Below are 20431 nucleotides of genomic sequence, written 5' to 3'. Positions count from 1 at the left end.
GTGACCTGTCCCCAAGTAAGGTATGCATTGATCATGGTCTCTGGATGGGCTGCACGGAATCACGATATACAATATGTCCCTGCACCAGGACTCGACCAAAGCGGCTACCGGGATGGCTTATTTTTTTCATCATCGAATCAATCGCGGTACGTGCCATCTGCTCGATGTCTACTCCGACCGTGGTCAGTTGCGGAACAATAAGAGTGGCGTATACATCGTTGTCAAAGCCGACCACAGAGCAGTCTTCAGGTACGCGGTATCCCAGACCAATGAGCTTATGCACCAGATTGTGAGCGACCTGATCGCAGTTACATACAAAGGCAGTTGGTAGCGGCTGAGGAAGCTCCATTTCAACATAAGTACCTTCGTCGTCCCGGTCACTGAGCACCCACTCGTTACGGAGGGGCAACCTGTGCTCCAGCAAGGATTTATAGTAGCCGAGGAAACGATCCTGAATACTACTGGTGGAATAGATATTACCCACATATGCAATATCCCGGTGTCCCTGGGCGATCAAATAGTTGGTCAGCTCGTAGGCTCCGTAAAAATTATCCGTCACCACGGAGTCGATATCGGCATGCTCATCATAAAAATCGAGAAACATTTTGGGCAGGTCCATGGTTTGTACAAGCTCAATATATGGCTTGCTCACTTGGCCCAGGAGAATGAAGCCGTCCACCTTGCGGTCGTAATAGATACGTGGCAGATTAAGCTGTTCTTCGTCTTCGCGATGGAGGATGTGAAGGATGCCGTAGTAGCCGTATGGCTCCAGTGCCCGTGAAATTTGCTGGTAGATGTGCAGATAAAACGATTGGCCGGGGCCGGTAAAACGTTCAGGGATGACAACACCAATGTTATAGGTGAGGCCCTCCTTCATGGACTTGGCAACGGTATTGAAACGATAACCCATTTCTCCTGCGAGCGTCTTAATACGCTCTTTTAGCTCCTCGCTAACCCCATCCTTGTCATTGAGCGCCTTCGACACGGTCACGCTGCTTACTCCCAGCTTATCTGCAATATCCCGCATCGTTACGTTGCTCTTCATTCCTGTTCCGCCTTCCAATTTTAAAAAGATAAGCATTTTGCCTAATCCAGAGAATGGATGCAAAATGCTGGGGAATATATCAGTAGCTTAGCCGCCTGTAAAAATCCAAAAGACTTAGCAGGGTTGCTGTCCTGTAAAGATACAAAGACTGGCAGCATGGCTGCCCATAGAACAACTATTAGCCTGCGGGTAACAGTTGTTCTATGGATAGTATACATGGTTCCGCAAGCAGGATAAAGCCTGCGGCTTATGTCCGCTGGGAAGGACGGGAGTGTGCTTGCAATAGCGCTTCATTGTGATGAATTAGCTCACGACGAACAGCGGCGCTGCTGAGAGAGCGCAACGGGTCGGATGGTGTATTGAAGGTGTAGTCCTCCAGTCGAGCGATGGTGGTCGTCGCTACGTGGATACGGGTATCACTGGATGCGTAGTAAATAAAGACTTCATCTTGTTCGTTAACGACTGCCCCATTGCAAAAAATAACATTCGAAACGTCGCCCACGCGTTCCTCATCATAAGGAGCCAGAAAGTGCCCGCCGGGCTTGGCGATGACGCGCGTAGGGTCTTCCAGACTGGTGGCAAAGGTATACAGCACATACCGCAACCCAGCGGCCGTATTGCGTACCCCGTGAGCGATATGAATCCAGCCGCGACTGGTTTTGATCGGGGCAGGGCCCTGACCATTCTTGGCTTCGTACACCGTATGATAACAACGCTCATCAATGACGGTTTCGTGTTCAATCACGGGTTGTGTAATATCTTTGCACAGGCCGAAGGCGATGCCTCCGCCTGAACCGGTGGAAATAAACCCGTCCTGGGGACGAGTATAGAAGGCATATTGACCGTCCACAAATTCAGGGTGCAGGACAACGTTGCGCTGCTGTGGGGATTGGGTAGTGATGTTGGGAAGCCGGGTCCATGTACGAAGATCACGAGTACGGACCAGTCCGGCCTGAGCGACAGCACTGGAGGTATCGTGAGGTGGTGCGTCAGGGTCTTTTTTCTCTGAGCAATAAATACCGTAAATCCAGCCGTCCTCATGCTTCACCAGCCGCATATCGTACATATTTGTTTCTTCTGGGTCGATATCCTCCCATACTAGGGGGGCGTCAATGAATCGAAATTGATCAATGCCGTTATCGCTCTCTGCTAAAGCGAAAAATGATTTTCGATCCAGTCCCTCGGTACGCGAAACAAGAATGTATTTTCCTTCATGATAGATTGCCCCTGGATTCAATGCCGCATTTACACCCAGCCGCTCCATGAAAAAGGGATTAGTTTGCGCATCCAGATCAAACCGCCAGTGAAGTGGAACATGATGGCGTGTGAGCACTGGATAGAGGTAGCGTTCGTAGATACCATTATAAAAGGTAGCTTTAACCTCATTGGGGCGTGTAATCAGTTCCTCTTGCTGCAACCGCAGCTCATTGTATTTGCTATGGATCATTGGTTTTCCATCCTTTCTAGCATTTCTATGCAAAATCGGCTGTTGTGATAAGGGCACTTCCAGGGTCCTGCAATCTCTCTCGCATCAGGCTTACCATCCGCTTGAACTGACCAGAACCATTCGCCTCCGGGGCGCGGATCGATGATATATTGCCGGGTATAGGACCATAGATTTTTCACAATTCGCAAAAAACGTTCGTCTTTTGTACGTTGAAACGCATTGTAAAAACCAACCATCCCCTCGGCCTGTACCCACCAGATACGTGAGGTGTCTACTCGCTCTCCTTCCCGCTCATTGATGAGCGATCCGTCTGGCTGAACAGCGCGCTCTGCTACCGCATTGGCAATATCCATCACCATATCCACGTATTCTGACGGGTAATAACCCAGCACACTCATAGCGTCCTCAATCAACCAGCTGGCTTCGATGTCGTGACCATATGAGGTCAGGTCAAGCAGAGAGCGCCATTCACGGTCGAAGAATACCCCCAATCGTCGGGCAGAAGCATCGTAAACACGATGATATAAAATATCCAGTACGTTCGTCAGCGCATTTCGAACCTCTTCATTTGGCCAGACGCGCAGCAATTGGGTATACGCCTCCAAAACATGAATATGCGTATTCATGGTGATATGCGCGGTAACCCCATTTTCGCTGAGTAGCTCATTAGGCTGCGTGTTCCACAAGCGGTCATATTGTTCGCCGTATGCCTGTCGGGTGCGATCATATCCTTTTTGCTCCAGCAGATGGAACAGCTCCATAGCTAGTGGTAATGCATTCGGGTCGTCTGTGGCACGTGCATACTCTGCTATCGCATAGATCGCAAATGCCTGCGCGTATACATGCTTGCACGTGTCCACGGGTTGCCCGGTGTAGTCCACCATCCAGTACATTCCTCCATGTAATGGATCAAGCAGGTGATTCCGCAGGAATGTGAATGCATGTCGTGCGGCTTCTGCATAGGTATTTTCCCCTGTTACACGGGCAGCCGCCGAGAATGACCAGAGTAGCCGTGCAGTGGCAATCCCGCCTTTGTCGGCTTGGTTATGAGTGTGCAGATCCACGTCCACCTCGCCGTAAAACCCACCGTGTGTCTCATCCTTCAGTCCAAGCCAGAATGGGAGTATGTGCTCCTTCCATTCCTGTCTAATTTCGTCCAGTAATGTTTCCAAGAGACAAAGCCTCCTTCGGAAAATGAATTATTAGGTTATCGTTAACTTTACAGGATTATCATATCTAGCTGTTTGTAAACTGTCAACCATGCTAAATTGGTGTTTTTTTATAAGATGTGACCCATTCCACTTTACAAAAAGAATATTGCAATTGACATAGTAAGCGCTAACATAATAAAATGATTTTGTTACTTTAACGATAACCTTATTCGAAAACAACAGGAGGAGTCGTCTCATGAAGTTGTCCAAGGTTTTGATGTCATTACTATCCGTGGTTTTGTTAGCGGGGCTGTTTACTGGCTGTACCTCAAAGAAGGATGAGCCAGCTGCCAGCTCTGATCCGAAGGGTGTGGAAGGTGAAATTACGGTTATCACACAGCGGACTGATATTGTGGATACCGTATTTCAGGATTACGCCAAGGAATTTAACAAACTTTATCCGAACGTGAAGGTCAATTTTCAGGCATTGGCCGATTATGAGGGTCAAATTAAAATCCGTATGGGGACCAGGGATTATGGAGATGTTTTGCTGATTCCTGGCAGTATTCCAGTTGAAGAGCTGCCCAACTTTTTCGAGCCGCTGGGTACTTATGAGGAGATGAAAAACAAGTATACCGGCCTTGAAGAACGTACGGTGGATCATAACAGCTACGGTATTCCAATTGCGATGGTTTACTCTGGTGTGATTTATAACAAAAAGGTGTTCAAGGACGCAGGAATCACGCAGCTTCCCAAAACACCGGATCAATTCCTGACAGCGTTACAGCAGATTAAGGACAAAACCAAGGCAGTGCCGCTGTTTACGAACTATGCCTCTGGTTGGGCACTGACCCAGTGGGAGTCTAGTCTGGCAACATTGGCGGGTACGAAGGAATATGTGAATGTCACACAACCGAATACAGATGACAATTTCACGAAGGGCCAGCCCCACTATGAACTGTATAAGGTCCTGTACGATGCGGCTAAAAAAGGCCTGATTGAAAAAGATCCAACGACTACGGATTGGGAGACCTCCAAGGCGGATCTCGCTCAAGGCAAAATCGGTGCGATGGTACTTGGCTCTTGGGCGATTGACCAGATCAAAAGCACAGCTCCTAACAAGGAAGATATCGGTTTTATGCCTTTCCCGACGAATGCCTCGAAGGTACTTGTACCGCTAGCGGGTGATTTTAATCTCGGTATTAACGTAAACAGTGAAAATAAAGCGGCGGCCCGTGCTTGGGTGGACTGGTTTACCGAAAAGTCCAACTATGCTGTAGAGCAGGCAGGCAGTATTAGTCCGCTGAAGGGTGCCCCAATGCCTAGCATTTTGAAGCAATACGAAGATCAGGGAGTCGTTTTTGAAACGCTTACTCCGTCTCAAAAAGGACAGGAAGGAATTGTTGATAAAATAGATAAAATGGGCGAAATTGGTTTGTGGCAGCCTGATTTCAAGAAACGCATTATTGAGGCAGCGGTTGGTAACCGCCCGGAATCGTATGACGCCATTATGAAAGACCTGAACGATGCATGGGTGAAGGCGCGTGCTGAAGTGGCTGCAAAGGAAGCAAAATAGCCATCTGAACTGACGAAAAAAAGGATCGACGTAGCAGTCGATGGACGGATAGCCAGGAGGTGCAGCATGTTAAAATTTTCGAATCTCAGCTACTCCAAACAAAGATTGGCGATTATTGTTGCCTTTTCATTTATTCCGCTAGCGCTGCTGATCACTTTTGCGTACTTGCCGGTGATCAATATGTTTAAATACAGCTTTTCGGACTGGAACGGCTATAGTAAGCGTCTGGAATATGTGGGTTTTGAAAACTATATCAAAATCTTTACCGACCCCGAGTATTTCTCGGTGTTTAAGGTCAGTCTGTATTACTTTGTAGCCACGTTTGTACAGATGGGTCTGGCCCTTTATTTTGCAACCATTCTCAGCTTTCAGACCTGGTTTAAAAATTTCTTTAAAGGCGTTTTATTTTTTCCTTCCCTAATGAACGGGGTGGCCATTGGTTTTATTTTTCTTTTCTTTTTTAAGCCAGACGGCACGCTCGATACCCTGCTTCAGGCAGTGGGGCTGGGTTCGTATGTCAAGCTGTGGCTGGGCAACCCGGAGATTATCAATATTTCGCTGGCTGGCACGTCGATCTGGAGATACATGGGCTTTAACTTTATTGTGTTTCTCGGTGCGATTTCTTCCATATCCAGTGATTTGTATGAAGCAGCCGATATCGATGGAGCCAACCGCTGGCATCAGTTCCGCTCAATTATTTTGCCGAGCATCAAGCGGATTTTGCAGTTGAATCTCATCTTGGCAATTAGCGGTGCGGTCAGTGCATTCGATATTCCGTATATTATGACCGGTGGCTCCAACGGTAGCGAAACATTCGTCATTCAAACGCTTGATGTGGCATTCAAATACAGCAAGGTCGGTTTGGCCTCGGCGATGGCGGTTGTTCTGCTGCTGATCGTAATCGCTGTTACGTTGCTTCAACGGTTGCTAATTCGGGGAGAGGAGGACTAATCATGTATAAGCTGAAAATAATACTGGCTAGCAGCATCAAGTATGCGGCGCTACTACTAGGTGCGTTCATTGCACTGCTGCCGATTGTCGTCATTTTGTTTGCATCTTTGAAGACGAAGACTGAATATGCGGCAACCAGTCCTCTGACTCCCCCCGTGAACTGGCTGAATTGGGCTAACTATACCAAAGCCTTTATTAACGGAAATATGCTGACCGGATTTGTGAACACAGCTTTTATCCTGTTGATTTCGATCATCGGAGCCACGTTAACGGGTTCCATGATCGCGTATATTTTGAACCGTTTTAAATTTAAGGGCAAAAGTCTTATGCTCGGAGCGTTCCTGCTCGCGACCCTCATTCCGGGGGTAACGACACAGGTATCGACATTTCAAATTATCAACAAACTGGAGCTGTTTAACACGCCTTGGGCGGCGATCTTGCTGTATTTGGGAACGGATATTATTGCAGTGTATATTTTTCTGCAATTTCTGGATTCCATTGCGGTGGCGCTAGATGAATCAGCCATGCTGGATGGGGCCTCCTATCTGACGATCTACTGGCGCATTATCTTGCCCCTGCTGAAGCCTGCCATTGTGACGGTGATCATTATCAAAGGCGTTAATATTTACAACGACTTTTACACCCCGTTCCTGTATATGCCCAAAACAAGCCTTCAGGTTATATCGACGGCGCTGTTCAAGTTTAAAGGGCCATATGGCTCGCAATGGGAAGTTATTAGCGCGGGCATTATCATTGCCATTATTCCGACGCTGATTGCGTTTTTATCATTACAAAAATATATCTATAACGGATTCGCGCAGGGTTCAGTGAAATAGAATAACGGCGAAATAGAAAAATGATGAGATCAAGTATCTCGGTGAGAGGAGAATATACGTATGAGTAAATTGAATGTGGATTTGGATGTAGGTGACGTACGAATTTTGGGAGAAAGTCTGTCGAAAATGCCGTGGCAGGATAAGCCGGAAGGTAGCGAGGCTCCGGTGTGGAGGCATACTGAAAACCCAGTCATTGGACGCAATCCGGTGCCGGGTATTGCCCGTATTTTCAACAGTGCAGTAGCTCCGTATGAGGGACGGTTTGTAGGGGTATTCCGGGCTGAAACGATTAATGGACGTCCGCATTTGCATCTAGGCTGGAGTGACGACGGGTTGGCTTGGGACATTGAGACAGAACGTCTGCATTTGGTCGATGAGGAAGGAAGCGATTACCAGCCTAATTATGCTTACGATCCGCGTCTGGTCCGCGTGGAGGATACGTATTATATCATCTGGTGTACAGATTTTTACGGTGCAGCGTTGGGGATAGCACAAACAAAGGATTTTAAAAGCTTTGTACGATTGGAAAATCCGTTCCTGCCGTTTAATCGCAATGGTGTGCTGTTGCCCCGCAAGCTAAACGGAAACTTTATGTTGCTATCCCGTCCGAGCGACAGCGGACATACACCGTTTGGCGACATTTTTCTAAGTGAAAGTCCTGACTTGGTCTATTGGGGCAAGCACCGTCATGTCATGAGCAAGGGCGGACAGGGCTGGTGGCAATCGGTAAAGATTGGCGGCGGACCGGCCCCGATTGAGACGACCGAGGGTTGGCTGATGTTCTACCACGGGGTGACGGGCACGTGCAATGGGCTGGTATACAGTATGGGCGTAGCCGTTCTTGACCTGGATGATCCGTCTAAAGTTAAATATCGTTCCTCGAATTTCGTGCTGACCCCAGAGGAATGGTACGAAGAACGGGGCTTTGTGCCGAATGTGGTTTTCCCGTGTGCTACGCTACATGATGCGGACACTGGGCGGATTGCGATTTATTATGGAGCCGCTGACACGTATGTAGGTATCGCATACACGACAGTAACTGACATTATGAAGTATGTTATCGCAACGGATGAAGTGGTCGCAGACGACCGTGAGTCGGGCCGGATGTAGGAGGAACTTGAATGCCAGAGGATATGTCTTTACAGCAATTGCAGTCATATATGGGGAGTAACCCGAAGCCGCTGGACTTTGACGCATACTGGGAACGGGCATTACAGGAGCTGGAGCGGCAGCCGCTTGATTATACACTGGAGCCTGCTGATTTTGTCTCTCCCATGGTGGAGTGTTACCATCTATATTTTACTGGAGTGGGCGGAGCGAAGGTTCATGGGAAGCTGGCTCGTCCTAAGCACCTTACGGAACAAGGTCCAGCGTTGGCCATGTTTCATGGATATTCCTGCGACAGTGGTGACTGGTTCGACAAGGTGAGCTATGCGGCACACGGATTCACCGTGCTGGCTATGGATTGCCGGGGGCAAGGTGGGCTGTCCGAGGACAATTTGCAGGTTCAGGGAACGACGGTTCGCGGCCATATCATCCGGGGGATTGACGACCCGGACCCGGATCGGATGTATTACCGCAATGTATTTTTGGATACCGTGCAGACGGTACGCATTCTGATGTCTATGGAGCAGGTCGACCCTGAACGGATCGGCGCATTTGGCTGCTCCCAGGGAGGGGCCTTAACGGTTGCCTGCGCTGCATTGGAGCCACGTGTCCGTATGGCAGTTCCGGTATATCCATTTCTGTCGGACTATAAAAGAGCTTGGGCGCTGGATGCCACTACATCTGCATATGAAGAACTGGTTTATTATTTTCGTTGGTTTGATCCGAATCATATGCGCGAGGAGGAGCTCTTTCACCGACTAGGCTACATCGATATTCAACATTTGGCAGATCGTATTCGTGGTCGTGTGTTGTTTGTGACAGGGCTGTCGGACACCATCTGTCCACCCTCCACGCAGTTTGCGGTGTACAATAAAATCGTATCAGACAAGGAAATACTCCTGTATCACGAATACGGTCATGAGTATCTACCCTATCTGTCGGATCGTGCCATGAGCGAATTTTTGCGGCTGTAGGGGGTTGAACTTAGCCACAGGCTCCTTTATAGTAATAGCTATAACCTTCGTGAATGCGTAATAAATGAATGCCCCATTTGTATAACCTCAATAATATGGTTTGAGGGTCTCTACCAGGAACCGATAAATCCTGATTACAAAAAGTGTACGTCTTGTACATTTCTTGTGGTCAGGATTTTTTTGCGTAATACGAGGGAATTTACATGACAGCAAAGGAGCTAATGTAATGAACTTCAAAGTAGTTATTTTAACGATTGCGACCTTTACGGTGGGTTTGGTAGAGCTGATTATCGGTGGCGTGCTACCCCAAATTGCGCAGGATTTGAATGTCTCCGTAAGCACGGCAGGACAGCTTATCATGATCTATGCGCTCGTGTATGCTATTGCTGGGCCAACTTTGTTGGCGTTGACCGCCAAAATTGAACGAAAACGACTGTACCTGTGGTCGATGTTTATCTTTATTCTGGGAAGTCTGCTGGCCTTCTGGAGTCCGAATTATGCTGTCTTGTTTGTATCCCGTATCGTTACCGCTGCAAGCGGGTCGCTGATCGTGACATTGTCGTTGACCATTGCAGTCAAAGTGGTGTCCAAGGCTTATCAGGCCCGTGTCCTTGGTGTCATCTCCATGGGGGTTAGCTCCTCCATCGTTCTAGGTATTCCAGCCGGGGTGCTGATTGGAAATGCGTTTGGCTGGCGGGTGCTTTTCCTGATCATTGCCTTGTTGACGGTCGTTGCTATGATCGTTATCAACTTGTTTATGGAGCGGATTCCGACGGAACATGTTGTGCCTATGCGCGATCAGCTGAAATCCTTAAAAAATGTTAAAGTCATCAGTGCTCATCTGGTGACCACGCTGACACTGGCGGGCCATTACACGTTATATGCGTATTTCACTCCATTTTTAGAAAATATGATGGGCTTAAACGCTTCGTGGATTAGTGTGGCCTATTTTGTCTTTGGGCTGGCGGCAGTGAGCGGCGGATTTATTGGCGGCTCTTTGGCAGATCGGTTCGGCACAGCGAAAAGTATTCTAGTCGTCGTAGGCGTGTTTATCGCCGTGATGTTCTTGCTGCCATTCTCAATCCACTCGATTTATGTATTTGCGCCACTACTGATCATCTGGGGCATACTGAGTTGGGCCTTGTCGCCCCCGATGCAAAGTTATCTTATTGAAAATGCACCCGAATCGGGTAGTATTCAGCAAAGCTTTAATTTCTCCGCACTCCAGGTCGGGATCGCTCTCGGTTCTGCCCTGGGAGGAGTAGTGATTGAGAATAGTGAATCTGTTGCCACGAACGCTTGGGTGGGTGGGGCATTTGTGATTGTTGCTTTTGTCTGCGGCGTATTTTCGATTACCAGAGCGGGGACATCACAGGCTGTCAGAGGGCACCACTCTGTTTCATAATTCGCTGAACCATCGCCCTCTTTTATAATGCGAGCAAACATGTTATACTACACACAATTATGAAGAAGGAGGTGAGGTAGGTGAATCACGAGATGCTGAACAACCGTATTAGCCAGCTGCCGATTGCTATGGCTGGCATTGTTCATGCTTTTCCATACAACGGGAGAAGTCTGTCCAATTTTAATCATACGGTTGTAAACATCGCGAGAAGACGCCTACCTTAACTCGAACGGATTGCTGTATCTTCCGAAGAGTCGCGGGGTTGCTCCTGCGGCTCTTTTTGTGTTACCCAGGTAAGGGTCTTCCTAAATAAAGGAGAGCCTGAACATGTATATAGTAAACGGTCAACAATTGAAAAAATACCACGCTGCCAATCTGATTTTGGATGGTGCATCGTTTGATATCCATACAGGAGAAAAGGTGGGACTCATCGGCCGCAACGGAAGCGGTAAAACCACCCTATTACGCCTAATCGCACGTTTGTCCCGCCCGGATGAAGGGCAGCTCGTCATCGCCAAGGATACGAAAATCGGCTATTTACCGCAAATTCCGGCGGAGTTTGAGAGTTTTACTGTGTACGAAACGCTGGCTTACGCCTATCGTGAGCTGAAGGATTGCCGCAATCAGATGAGCACACTGGAACGGGAAATGTCAGATCCGGTTGTGGCAGCAGACGTAGGCCTTCTGGAGAAGCTGCTGCAATCGTATGCTGCCTTGCAGGAACGGTTTGAGCGCAACGGCGGCTATGAAATGGATGCAAATATTGATCAGGTAGCGGATGGTCTGCGTATTCCCAAAGGAATGTATACGCGCAGCTTCGGCTCGCTGTCAGGTGGAGAGAAAACAAAAATAGCGCTGGCATCACAGCTCATCGGGCGGCCGGATTTGTTGCTGCTGGATGAGCCGACCAACCATCTGGATTTGAAGGGGCTGGAATGGCTGGAGCAATTTTTGCAGGGCTACACAGGTGCGTGTGTGGTTGTATCTCATGATCGTTATTTTCTGGATCGGGTCGCCGTTAAAATGATTGAGCTTGAGGATGGCGAGGCGTTTACGTATTATACGAACTACAGCGGCTATGTTAAGGAAAAGGAAGAACGATTGCTACTGCAATTTGAAGATTATAAGGAACAGCAAAAGCGGATTAAAAAGATGAAAGAGGCCATTCGGCGTTTTGAAGAGTGGGGGCGCAATGGCGACAACGAAAAGTTTTTCAAAAAAGCAGCCTCCATTCGTAAGGCGTTGGAGCGTATGGAGCTGGTGAAGCGGCCTGTATTGGACCCGCAGGGGGCGGAATTTCACTTAAAGCTGGAGGATCGTTCCGGTCGCCGGGTGCTACAGTTTGAAGAAATCGTTAAAGCCTATGGAGAGCGTCAGATATTAAACGGGGCAACGGGCAGCTTGGAATTCGGTGAAAAGGTGGCCTTGCTGGGCGATAACGGTTCAGGCAAAACGACGCTGCTCAAGCTGCTGCTTGGTCAGGAAAGCGCGGATGCAGGCACAGTCCAGTGGGGTGCGCGCGTGGAGTATGGATATTTGGCGCAGCAAGAGAGAGAGCGGAATAGCCGAGCGACTGTGCTTGCTTACTTCAAGGAGGAAGCAGGGGTGGAAGAAGGCGAGGCGCGCGGGTTGCTAGCGAAGTATTTGTTTTACGGTGCCGATGTGTTTAAGCCCGTGAGCATGCTGTCCGGTGGCGAATGGTCCCGCTTGCGGCTGGCGTTGCTGGTCATGAAAAAGCCAAATTTGTTGGTGCTGGATGAGCCGACGAACCATCTGGACATTGACTCACGCGAGGCGCTGGAGGAAGCGTTAGACACCTACACGGGAACGGTACTGGCGATTTCACATGACCGCTATTTTGTGAATAAGCTGGCAGGACGCGTGTGGGAGCTGGAGGCTGGAAAGCTGACCTTTTATCTGGGCAGCTTTGATGAGTACCGAGCGAAGAAGCGGGAGCTGGAAAACGCCCGCTTGCTAAGTGAGGGGGATGCCGGGGTACGCTTGGCATCTGCAAGTAGAGTCGCATCCGATGGCGGCTCGGGCACGGCTGCGCATTCCAGTGCAGCGAGCAAGGGCCCAGAGACGGCTGCGCGTACGGGAGCGACCTCGGGAGCCGATAAGGGTCGTGCTCGCACCGAGTCGGCAGGTCGCTTGGGGGCCCCCGCTGCCGGGTCTGGGGCACGCGAAGCGAAGGCCGCGAAGCCATCACGCACGCCCGCTGCATCCAGCGAGCGGTTGGAGCGGGCCATCGCCGCCAAAGAAGCAGAATTGGCGGCGGCGGATGCCGAGCTGGAGCTGCTCGGCACAAGCGGCGACACGATCCACATGGCGGAGCTGTGGGACGCACGTGAGCGGCTGCAAGCCGAGCTGGATGCGTTGCTCGGCGAGTGGGTTGAGCTGGAGTAGGTGACAGGCTAGTAGTTACTGGATAGAAAACAGTTTATTTTATATAGAGGGTAGTCCTGAGGTAGAACGTTTACTGAAGGGCTACCTTTTTTGCAGTGAAAAGACAAAGATATCATCACAAAAATTAATGACCATTAATTAAGATAAATGGTATTGATATATTATTGTTATTATATTTTACATATAAAGAAAGTTGTTTGCATTTCGCAACATATGATACTTTTTAAATTGAATAAAATAATATGATTCATTGTTAAATGAAGTTTGTGTTATCCATCATGATCTTACATATCAAATGCACGCGTTGGAACTATGTTGTGATTTGTTATGGATGGAGGGAATAGTATGTCGGACTCCTTACTAGAGGTCAGTCAGGTAACGAAAAAAATGGGAAAAGGGCACTTGTTAGACCGTGTTTCTTTTAAACTTCAGAAAGGGAAGATATATGGATTCATCGGACCTAATGGAGCTGGTAAAACTACAATGATGCGAATCATGACCGGATTAATGCAGCCAACCAGCGGTTCTGTAAAGATAGCCTCATATGATGTACAGACGGATCGGGAAAAGGCGCTGTCCAAGGTGGGGGCTATTATTGAATCTCCGGTTTTTTTTGATTATATGACAGGCAGGCAGGTTTTGCGCAATTTGTCACGGTTACACTTTGAGATTGCGTCCTCAGATCGGGAGACACATATTGAAGAGTTGCTTACAAAGGTGAGGCTGGAAACACGGGGAGATGACAAGGTGAAAACCTATTCGCTGGGAATGAAGCAAAGGCTAGGTATTGCGCAGTCCATGCTGGGGACTCCTGAGCTTTTATTGCTGGATGAACCGTCCAATGGGCTGGATCCTATGGGAATGCAGGAGCTGAAAGATATTGTGCTTCAGCTACGTGATTCAGCGAATTATGCCTTTTTTATCTCCAGTCATTTGTTGGATGAACTGCAACAGATGTGTGATGAACTCGTTGTTATCAAAGAGGGCAGGCTAGTTTGGCAGGGACCTACTGATCAATTAGTAGAGGACGGCCAACGGCTAGAGGATGCTTTTATGGGATTGATGGGACTATGAAATCATTAATATACAGCGAGTTCGAGCGATTGTGGAGACGAAAGTGGTTCTGGCTCATGGTATTATGTATACCGATTCTAGCCTGTTCGACAGGAGTATATTTTTTGCGCACGATGAAGGTTCCTGTAGAGGTATTATCCTTAAACTTTGTCGTTACTGGTCTGCGTGAGAATTTGTTTTTAGTATGCAACATAGCTGTGGCTGCTTTAGCTGCTGCTGTATACACAGAGGAATTTCGAAGCGGGCAACTGCGTTTGTTATTTATGCGCCGATTTACCCGCGGACAGATTTTCTGGAGTAAGCTGCTGGTTTTAAATGTTACTATTTTGTTTCTTCTCATTGTATTTGCAGTATCCTCGCAGGTGATCGTTGAAGTATGGACTCTTTCCTATGATGTAAGTGATGCGGGGCTGTCCGGATCTCAAGGACTGCAGATGCTTAAATACTATGGTTGGGCGCTTGCCTCATTATTAGCAATAAGCTCTTTTTATTGTTTTATCGCTATGTATAGCAAAAGTGTGACGTATGCCATCGGTGTTTGTATGGTTTACAATCTGGGCTCTTTGTTGTTTGATTCATTGTATTTAAAATTGGTCTCTTTTGTTTCTCATATCCCATACCTATACAATGTGATCGCATTTATGGTTATTCCATATATGCAGCATACAGGATTAGATAGGTCCTTAATCGGGAATTCGTCTGTGGATAGGGCGATTATCACCGTGGTTAGTCTATATCTTATCTTTTTTACTTGGGGCGCATACCGCCGTTTTGTGACTGATGATTATCTGTATTAGGGGCATCCGTAGCCTGAACATCATAAAAGTAAAAGAAAGATCCAATTGACCGCTTGAGGGTCAGTTGGATCTTTTATCGTTTCTTTTCCATAAGGGACGGGTATTAATTGTCTAGTCCCGCATAGATTGACATAGGGGAAAAGGAGGTATGAGCATGTGGAGTTGGGTCAAAAAGCTGTCTACACTGGCGGCGATCCTTTTGTTGGCTGTTTTTGTAAGCGCATGCAACAAGGGCGATGCTTCGGGTAAGGTGAAAATTGAGTTTTTTCAAAACAAGCCGGAGGCCAAGGGTTCATTCGATAAGCTAATCTCTCAATTCAATCAGGAACATCCCAGTATTGAAGTGACACAGATCAACCCGCCAGAGGCAGAGACCGTGTTATTGACCCGGGTTGTCAAAAACGATGTACCTGACGTTGTGGGGCTTGGGGCCACAGATACCTACTCCATTTTGGCACAAAGCGGTATTTTTACGGATCTGGCGAATACAGAATTGCCACGTACGATTGACCCGATTTACCTCAAAATGCTTAAGGATGTGACCGGGGCCGATCCTGTGTATGGAATTCCTTATGCTGCGAATGCAAATGGTGTGATGTATAACAAAACGCTTTTTAAGGAAATGGGATTACAGGTGCCCAAAACGTGGGATGATCTGATTGCAACGGCGCAAAAGATCAAAGCTGCTGGGAAAATCCCGTTCTATTTTACATATAAAGATGATTGGCAAACGAACCTCCCCTTTAATGCGCTGGGCCCGAATCTGGTGGGCATTGATTTTTTCCTGCAACGGCGTGAAAATCAGGTCACCTTTCAGGACAAGTACCGCGAGGTTGCTGAAAAGCAGCTGGAGCTATTGAAATACGGGCATGGTGATAATTTTGGCAAAAACTATGCCGACGGTAATCGTGCCTTCGCTAACGGGCAGGGATTGATGTACATTCAGGGCTCGTGGGCCATATCTGAAATTCGCAAAGCCAACCCGAAAGTGGAGCTTGGTTTTTTCCCATTACCGACAGGGAATGACGAAAAGGCGGTCAAACTGGTGTCCGGTATAGATACGCTCTTGGCCGTATCGGAGAGCACTCCGCATAAAAAGGAAGCCGAGGAGTTCATTGCCTTCTTGTTGAAGCCGGAGAACAGCAAGCAATACATTACAGAGCAAACGCTGTTTTCGGCGGTGAAGGGAGTTACGCAGGATGATCCGAGTGTGGCGGAGCTGTTGCCTTATTTTAAATCGGGCCGCGTCATTGATTTTGCCGATCACTATATTCCCAAAGCGGTCCAATTGAATTCTATTGTGCAGGCCTTCCTGCAAAACAGAGACATCGACGCTTATCTGGCCAAGCTAGACAGTGAGTGGAATAAGGTAGCTAACCGCCGATAGGAGAGGAGGAGGAGACATGAATAAGCGACTAACGACTTTTTACTGGATGACGGTGCCGGCGGTGCTATTGTTTTTTGTATTTTTGACCTTGCCTGCCTTGCAGGGCTTTTATTATTCGCTCACGAACTGGAACGGCTTTGGTCATCAGTATCACTTTGTCGGGTTTAAGAACTATATTAATTTGTTTCAGGATGACAATATGGGGAACGCATACTGGTTTACTTTCAAATTTGCGATTGTGGTTACCATTGCGACTAATATCCTTAGTTTGCTGATTGCGCTAGGGCTGAATGCTAAAATACGGTTTCGTAACTTTTTCCGCGGTATTTATTTTCTGCCTAATATTTTGAGCGTGCTAATCGTGGGTTACATATTCAATTACTTGTTCTCGAACGTGTTTACGATTTGGGGGCAAAATTTAGGGATTACCTCATTGTCGACGAACATTTTGGGCAGCGAACAACTGGCTTGGGTGGGGGTTGTCATCGTAGCTGTATGGCAGGGGATTGCCTTTAATACGATTCTCTATCTGGCCGGGCTGCAAACCATTCCGACAAGTCTGTATGAGGCGTCCAATTTGGACGGTGCGGGTAAATGGCGCGAATTCTGGAGCATTACCTTTCCGTTAATTGCTCCATTTTTTACGATCAATATGGTATTGGCGATGAAAAATTCCCTGATGGTGTTCGATCAGATCGTGGCTTTGACGAATGGCGGGCCGGGACGGGCCACCCAGTCGATTTCCCACCTGATATACACCGGAGGCTTTAGAGGCGGAGAATTTGCTTATCAGTCGGCTAACTCTGTTATTTACTTTATTGTGATCGCGATCATTTCCATCTTACAGCTGCGATTCCTCCAGAGAAGGGAGATGGATAACTGATGAAAACAAGCAGACGTACCAACTGGCCTGTGCTGCTTCTGGTAGCGTTGGGGACAATATTTATTCTGTTTCCCCTCTATATGACGGTGACGATAGCCCTTAAAAATCCCGAGCAGATGGCGCATTCCGCCTTTGCCTTTCCGATCGAGCTGCATTGGGAAAATTTTAGTCGTGCAGTAGAAATGACCAACTTCTTCAGCGCTTTTCAGAACAGTGTGATGGTCACGACATCGACGGTCATATTGACTTTGCTAACCAATTCGATGGTCGCTTATGCGATTGCCCGTAATATGCAGCGACGCTTTTTTAAGGGATTATATTTTTACTTTGTGAGCGCCATGTTTATACCGTTCCCGATCATCATGCTGCCGATTGTAAAACTGGCCTCGGGCCTTCATATGACTAATCTGTTGGGTCTTATTATGCTGCATACGGTGTATGGTTTGGCGTTTAATGTCTTCGTGTATGTCGGTTATATTCGCTCCATTCCGGTGGCATTGGAAGAGGCAGCCACGGTAGATGGTGCGACGACATGGGGTACTTTTTGGCGCATTATATTCCCGCTGATGGCGCCGATTAGTGCTACGGTGGGAATTCTCACTTGTCTGTCCACATATAACGACTTCCTGCTGCCGCTCATTATTATCAGCGATGCAGAGCAGTATACACTGCCGCTCGTTCAGTATGTGTTCCAGGGGCAGTTCAATACCGACTTTAATCTGGCTTTTGCTTCGTACCTGATGGCCTTGCTGCCGATGATTATTGTCTATCTGATTGCACAAAAATGGATTATCAATGGCGTTACGCAAGGTTCTGTGAAGTAGGGCGGGAGTCAATCGTCTCAGGCAGACTGTGCCTTACTAGGAAAATAAAAAGGGGTTCCCTATACCACGGTTCACACAGGTATAGAGGACCCTCTTTTTATAACATTGCTATTTAGCTGCTTTGCTGTTGCTTGTCAGAGGCCGCAAGGGTATGGTTGTCTCTGCTTCTGGGTCGTCCGTTGTATAATAGAACATATAGATAGAAGCTTCCTTCCCTTTGAAGTTCTTGTAGACATCCACTGCCTTGTTATTGCCGTCTCCGGCGAAATTGGCTGTGATTGGCTTGCCGATAATCCGTTCTTTACCCAGGCCAATATGCGTCTGGTTGATCCCTCCAAAGTGAGCATCCTCGCTTTCGGTTTCTACGAATAAGTCCGATCCCTGTTTGTAGTAGGTCCACTTCACAGGATAGCCACCGATTTGCGTCGTTAGCGTCTGCTTTTGCTCAGAAATATCAGTTAAACGCTGTGGCGTTTTGTCATCCGAATGGGTCGTAACCTTGTATTTGCCTGTAAAAGTAACAGGAGTGTCCTTGGTAATCACAAGACTGGACGGTCGTTCAAAACGGATCGTGTTCAGATCGTGTTCCTGATCAGGTGAAGACCAACGACTACCCTCCAGCGTTGTGCCGTTCACAGAAAGAAAGTATTTTTGATAAGGTAACATGGCGAATTTTTTTTCGCTTCTGATCGTGACACGGATTTGTGTAGGTGTGACAATCATTTGTTCTAGCGTAAAATTCGGATTGCCGTTCTCCAATGGGGTGTTCAGCACGCTTTTAATCGTTCCGCTTTCCATTTTCTTCTTGCTTAGCTGCAGATCAAGGTTTATGGGTTCATTTATACTTTTCTCAGTTTGCGCATATTGCAGTTTGAAAGTAGTCTGTCCTTCCGGTATATCTGCTTTAGTAAAATACTGCTGGGCTGTGTATTCCCCATTCTCTCCGGGTGTACCAAAAGCTCCTCCAGGCTGAGGCCGCACAGGTTCTCCACCTTTGTAGGCAATGATTTGTGGATTGTCCCATTCCCTCGGCTTGGACGAATCGAAGGTAATTGCCGAGGACAGCATTAGCTTATCCTTCCCTTGTTCGAATACCTGTACCTTCAAATCTTGTAAGCCGTTACGATCCAGCTTGAACGTCTGCATCTGAGGCGATTTGATATCGAGTGGCAAATCCAGTTCCTGAACGCTGGTGAGCTCAATATGATCTACGGTCAGTCGCACGTTCTCTGTTTCTTGCTGCGGTGTCCAATCGCTTTCAAAGTAGCCGTTATAACGTTGGTTTTTCTCGTCCCATTGTTGAAAGCTATACTCGCCCGCACTGCTTTTCCCCGCAGCACTTTTAAGTGATACGCCTTTGACATTCCAAAACTCGTTGTCTGCGCGTTTTCCGACCTCCAAGCTGTACAGAATCACGGTCCGGTTCTCATCGACAATAGCGGTATGCAGCGTCAGCTTCACTCCGTCTCTGGTTACGGATTGCTCCAAGGGCTGTCCAAGGTCTTGATTTAGTGCCGTCTGAATGCCGCTTCTTCCGTGCAGCAGATCGCCCCAATTATAATGGATGGCGGCATAGACGGGAACGGCAACGAGAAGTGCACTCAGAGAGGCGGCGATAGCTATTTTGCGCCAATTTCTGTGTCGGTGCGGAGTGAATGAATCGGAAGTGTCGGTTAGCGTAGGGGCAGTATGCCCTGTCTGTTCCATCCGGTTCCACATCTCATCGAAGTCAGGATAGGCCATCTCCGAATCATCATTTAACTTGCGCTTCAATGCCTTTTCTACGTTGTTCATAGTTCTCTCCTTCCATCTCGGGAATTTGTACCCCTGCATCCCGCAGTATTTGCCCCAATAACTTTATTCCTTTGTGATTCCTCGATTTGACGGTTCCTAGCGGAATTTCCAGCAGTTTTGATATTTCCGCCAGCGTGAAATCATGCATATAGCGGAGTGTCAGCACAGCGCGGATTTTGGCTGGAAGACGATTCATATAAACGGCCCATTCCTCTGCCGATTCGCGTTCTTCCACCAGCCTGTCTACAGGCTTACCTTCCGCCCTGCTAAATAGATAGGGATTAGCCGATACCTTCAAATGCAGGCTTTTCTGGCGTTTAAGGAAATTCAGACAATGATTGACCGTAATTTTCATAATCCAGGCTTTTAGTTGTTCGATCTGTTCACGATTGCTGCGAAACAGGATGATAAACACTTCCTGTGTTAAATCCTCTGCATCCGATGCATTATGTACCATGTAGTAGCAGGTTCGGTATACATCTCGTTGATACAAATCAAACAACTCTCGATTACTCTCCAATGATGTGCTCTCCTTTCTCGTGCAGTTTATCTATATAACAACTGAGGTCCTCAAAAGGTTCATTTGGTTGCGAAAAGTAAATCCTCTGCTTCAAATGTACCATGATGTATCTATGTTGTTTGCTCATCTATGGATAAGGAAGTAGCAATAAACGAAAAGAAGCCTGTAAATCTCAAAAAATGCAGATTTACAGGCTTCTTACATTTTCCGAAGCTAGAGCTTACGGAATGAACATTCCTTCACGCGAAACCGCG

At 47.7% G+C, this 20431-nt stretch carries 18 protein-coding genes and 1 riboswitch; of the genes, 13 read left to right on the top strand and 5 right to left on the bottom strand.

The features are described from left to right. Nucleotides 1–31: 31 nt before the first annotated feature. The 3 genes from MKY24_RS25595 to MKY24_RS25585 all read right to left on the bottom strand — a co-directional run bounded on the left by MKY24_RS25595 (nucleotide 32) and on the right by MKY24_RS25585 (nucleotide 3664). A complete protein-coding gene (locus MKY24_RS25595) occupies nucleotides 32–1045 on the bottom strand; it encodes a substrate-binding domain-containing protein (protein WP_023990888.1) in 1014 nt (337 codons plus the stop codon). Nucleotides 1046–1292: 247 nt separating this feature from the next. Continuing rightward, entirely contained in the window at nucleotides 1293–2492 is a 1200-nt protein-coding gene (locus MKY24_RS25590) for a glycosidase (protein ID WP_023990887.1), read from the bottom strand. Beyond that, a complete protein-coding gene (locus tag MKY24_RS25585) occupies nucleotides 2489–3664 on the bottom strand; it encodes an AGE family epimerase/isomerase (RefSeq protein ID WP_339201123.1) in 1176 nt (391 codons plus the stop codon). Before MKY24_RS25585 ends, MKY24_RS25590 begins: the two co-directional genes overlap by 4 nt. A 235-nt stretch (nucleotides 3665–3899) precedes the next feature. On the opposite strand from MKY24_RS25585, the gene MKY24_RS25580 reads away from it, so the two are divergent. The 13 genes from MKY24_RS25580 (at nucleotide 3900) to MKY24_RS25520 (ending at nucleotide 17863) form a co-directional block, all read left to right on the top strand. After that, on the top strand, nucleotides 3900–5219 hold the full coding sequence (locus MKY24_RS25580; RefSeq protein ID WP_068939071.1) for an extracellular solute-binding protein: 1320 nt from the start codon (nucleotides 3900–3902) through the stop codon (nucleotides 5217–5219). A gap of 66 nt (nucleotides 5220–5285) precedes the next feature. Beyond that, nucleotides 5286–6170 (top strand): sugar ABC transporter permease, encoded by an 885-nt coding sequence (locus MKY24_RS25575; RefSeq protein WP_053326360.1) that lies wholly within the window; start codon nucleotides 5286–5288, stop codon nucleotides 6168–6170. Between the two features lie 2 nt (nucleotides 6171–6172). Then, nucleotides 6173–7006: a carbohydrate ABC transporter permease gene (locus tag MKY24_RS25570; protein WP_028540810.1), complete on the top strand. Its 834-nt coding sequence runs from the start codon at nucleotides 6173–6175 to the stop codon at nucleotides 7004–7006. Nucleotides 7007–7066: 60 nt separating this feature from the next. Next, nucleotides 7067–8116: a glycoside hydrolase family 130 protein gene (locus MKY24_RS25565; protein ID WP_028540809.1), complete on the top strand. Its 1050-nt coding sequence runs from the start codon at nucleotides 7067–7069 to the stop codon at nucleotides 8114–8116. Nucleotides 8117–8127: 11 nt separating this feature from the next. Further along, nucleotides 8128–9087 (top strand): alpha/beta fold hydrolase, encoded by a 960-nt coding sequence (locus MKY24_RS25560; RefSeq protein WP_071558075.1) that lies wholly within the window; start codon nucleotides 8128–8130, stop codon nucleotides 9085–9087. Nucleotides 9088–9144: 57 nt separating this feature from the next. Beyond that, nucleotides 9145–9244, top strand: a riboswitch (purine riboswitch). A 69-nt stretch (nucleotides 9245–9313) separates the two neighbouring features. Continuing rightward, nucleotides 9314–10492, top strand: a complete 1179-nt coding sequence (locus MKY24_RS25555; RefSeq protein ID WP_023990880.1) for an MFS transporter — start codon at nucleotides 9314–9316, stop codon at nucleotides 10490–10492. An 80-nt stretch (nucleotides 10493–10572) separates the two neighbouring features. Next, complete coding sequence (locus tag MKY24_RS25550; protein WP_016822706.1) at nucleotides 10573–10716, top strand: RAxF-45 family protein; 144 nt, start codon at nucleotides 10573–10575, stop codon at nucleotides 10714–10716. A 103-nt stretch (nucleotides 10717–10819) separates the two neighbouring features. Further along, the gene (abc-f, locus tag MKY24_RS25545; RefSeq protein WP_339201121.1) at nucleotides 10820–12898 is read left to right on the top strand and encodes an ABC-F type ribosomal protection protein; all 2079 of its coding nucleotides are present in this window, start codon (nucleotides 10820–10822) and stop codon (nucleotides 12896–12898) included. A gap of 345 nt (nucleotides 12899–13243) precedes the next feature. Continuing rightward, entirely contained in the window at nucleotides 13244–13972 is a 729-nt protein-coding gene (locus MKY24_RS25540) for an ATP-binding cassette domain-containing protein (RefSeq protein WP_339201120.1), read from the top strand. Continuing rightward, nucleotides 13969–14769 carry an ABC transporter permease gene (locus MKY24_RS25535; RefSeq protein ID WP_339201119.1) on the top strand — a complete coding sequence of 267 codons (801 nt, stop codon included), beginning with the start codon at nucleotides 13969–13971 and terminating at the stop codon, nucleotides 14767–14769. The genes MKY24_RS25540 and MKY24_RS25535 overlap by 4 nt, the downstream gene beginning before the upstream one ends. A gap of 154 nt (nucleotides 14770–14923) precedes the next feature. Next, the gene (locus MKY24_RS25530) at nucleotides 14924–16156 is read left to right on the top strand and encodes an extracellular solute-binding protein (RefSeq protein WP_339201118.1); all 1233 of its coding nucleotides are present in this window, start codon (nucleotides 14924–14926) and stop codon (nucleotides 16154–16156) included. 16 nt (nucleotides 16157–16172) lie between these two features. Further along, nucleotides 16173–17039, top strand: a complete 867-nt coding sequence (locus MKY24_RS25525) for a sugar ABC transporter permease (protein WP_339201117.1) — start codon at nucleotides 16173–16175, stop codon at nucleotides 17037–17039. After that, nucleotides 17039–17863 (top strand): carbohydrate ABC transporter permease, encoded by an 825-nt coding sequence (locus tag MKY24_RS25520; RefSeq protein ID WP_339201116.1) that lies wholly within the window; start codon nucleotides 17039–17041, stop codon nucleotides 17861–17863. Before MKY24_RS25525 ends, MKY24_RS25520 begins: the two co-directional genes overlap by 1 nt. Before the next feature lie 108 nt (nucleotides 17864–17971). Here the strand turns inward: MKY24_RS25520 and MKY24_RS25515 are convergent, their stop codons facing one another. Both MKY24_RS25515 and MKY24_RS25510 read right to left on the bottom strand, forming a co-directional pair. Next, nucleotides 17972–19657 (bottom strand): DUF4179 domain-containing protein, encoded by a 1686-nt coding sequence (locus tag MKY24_RS25515; protein ID WP_339201115.1) that lies wholly within the window; start codon nucleotides 19655–19657, stop codon nucleotides 17972–17974. After that, nucleotides 19617–20177, bottom strand: coding sequence for an RNA polymerase sigma factor (locus tag MKY24_RS25510; RefSeq protein ID WP_339201114.1), 561 nt, complete (start codon nucleotides 20175–20177; stop codon nucleotides 19617–19619). Before MKY24_RS25510 ends, MKY24_RS25515 begins: the two co-directional genes overlap by 41 nt. Between the last annotated feature and the right edge of the window lie 254 nt (nucleotides 20178–20431).

Origin of the sequence: Paenibacillus sp. FSL P2-0322 (genome assembly GCF_037975315.1) — a bacterium.
Taxonomy (GTDB): Bacteria; Bacillota; Bacilli; order Paenibacillales; family Paenibacillaceae; genus Paenibacillus; species Paenibacillus polymyxa_B.
This window is presented reverse-complemented; position numbering and strand designations above follow the sequence as displayed.

Bases quoted from the DNA above. Each gene is read 5' to 3' on its own strand.
- MKY24_RS25595 (WP_023990888.1), bottom strand. From the start codon at position 1,045: ATGAAGAGCAACGTAACGATGCGGGATATTGCAGATAAGCTGGGAGTA.
- MKY24_RS25590 (WP_023990887.1), bottom strand. From the start codon at position 2,492: ATGATCCATAGCAAATACAATGAGCTGCGGTTGCAGCAAGAGGAACTG.
- MKY24_RS25580 (WP_068939071.1), top strand. From the start codon at position 3,900: ATGAAGTTGTCCAAGGTTTTGATGTCATTACTATCCGTGGTTTTGTTA.
- MKY24_RS25575 (WP_053326360.1), top strand. From the start codon at position 5,286: ATGTTAAAATTTTCGAATCTCAGCTACTCCAAACAAAGATTGGCGATT.
- MKY24_RS25570 (WP_028540810.1), top strand. From the start codon at position 6,173: ATGTATAAGCTGAAAATAATACTGGCTAGCAGCATCAAGTATGCGGCG.
- MKY24_RS25565 (WP_028540809.1), top strand. From the start codon at position 7,067: ATGAGTAAATTGAATGTGGATTTGGATGTAGGTGACGTACGAATTTTG.
- MKY24_RS25560 (WP_071558075.1), top strand. From the start codon at position 8,128: ATGCCAGAGGATATGTCTTTACAGCAATTGCAGTCATATATGGGGAGT.
- MKY24_RS25555 (WP_023990880.1), top strand. From the start codon at position 9,314: ATGAACTTCAAAGTAGTTATTTTAACGATTGCGACCTTTACGGTGGGT.
- abc-f (WP_339201121.1), top strand. From the start codon at position 10,820: ATGTATATAGTAAACGGTCAACAATTGAAAAAATACCACGCTGCCAAT.
- MKY24_RS25540 (WP_339201120.1), top strand. From the start codon at position 13,244: ATGTCGGACTCCTTACTAGAGGTCAGTCAGGTAACGAAAAAAATGGGA.
- MKY24_RS25535 (WP_339201119.1), top strand. From the start codon at position 13,969: ATGAAATCATTAATATACAGCGAGTTCGAGCGATTGTGGAGACGAAAG.
- MKY24_RS25530 (WP_339201118.1), top strand. From the start codon at position 14,924: ATGTGGAGTTGGGTCAAAAAGCTGTCTACACTGGCGGCGATCCTTTTG.
- MKY24_RS25525 (WP_339201117.1), top strand. From the start codon at position 16,173: ATGAATAAGCGACTAACGACTTTTTACTGGATGACGGTGCCGGCGGTG.
- MKY24_RS25520 (WP_339201116.1), top strand. From the start codon at position 17,039: ATGAAAACAAGCAGACGTACCAACTGGCCTGTGCTGCTTCTGGTAGCG.
- MKY24_RS25515 (WP_339201115.1), bottom strand. From the start codon at position 19,657: ATGAACAACGTAGAAAAGGCATTGAAGCGCAAGTTAAATGATGATTCG.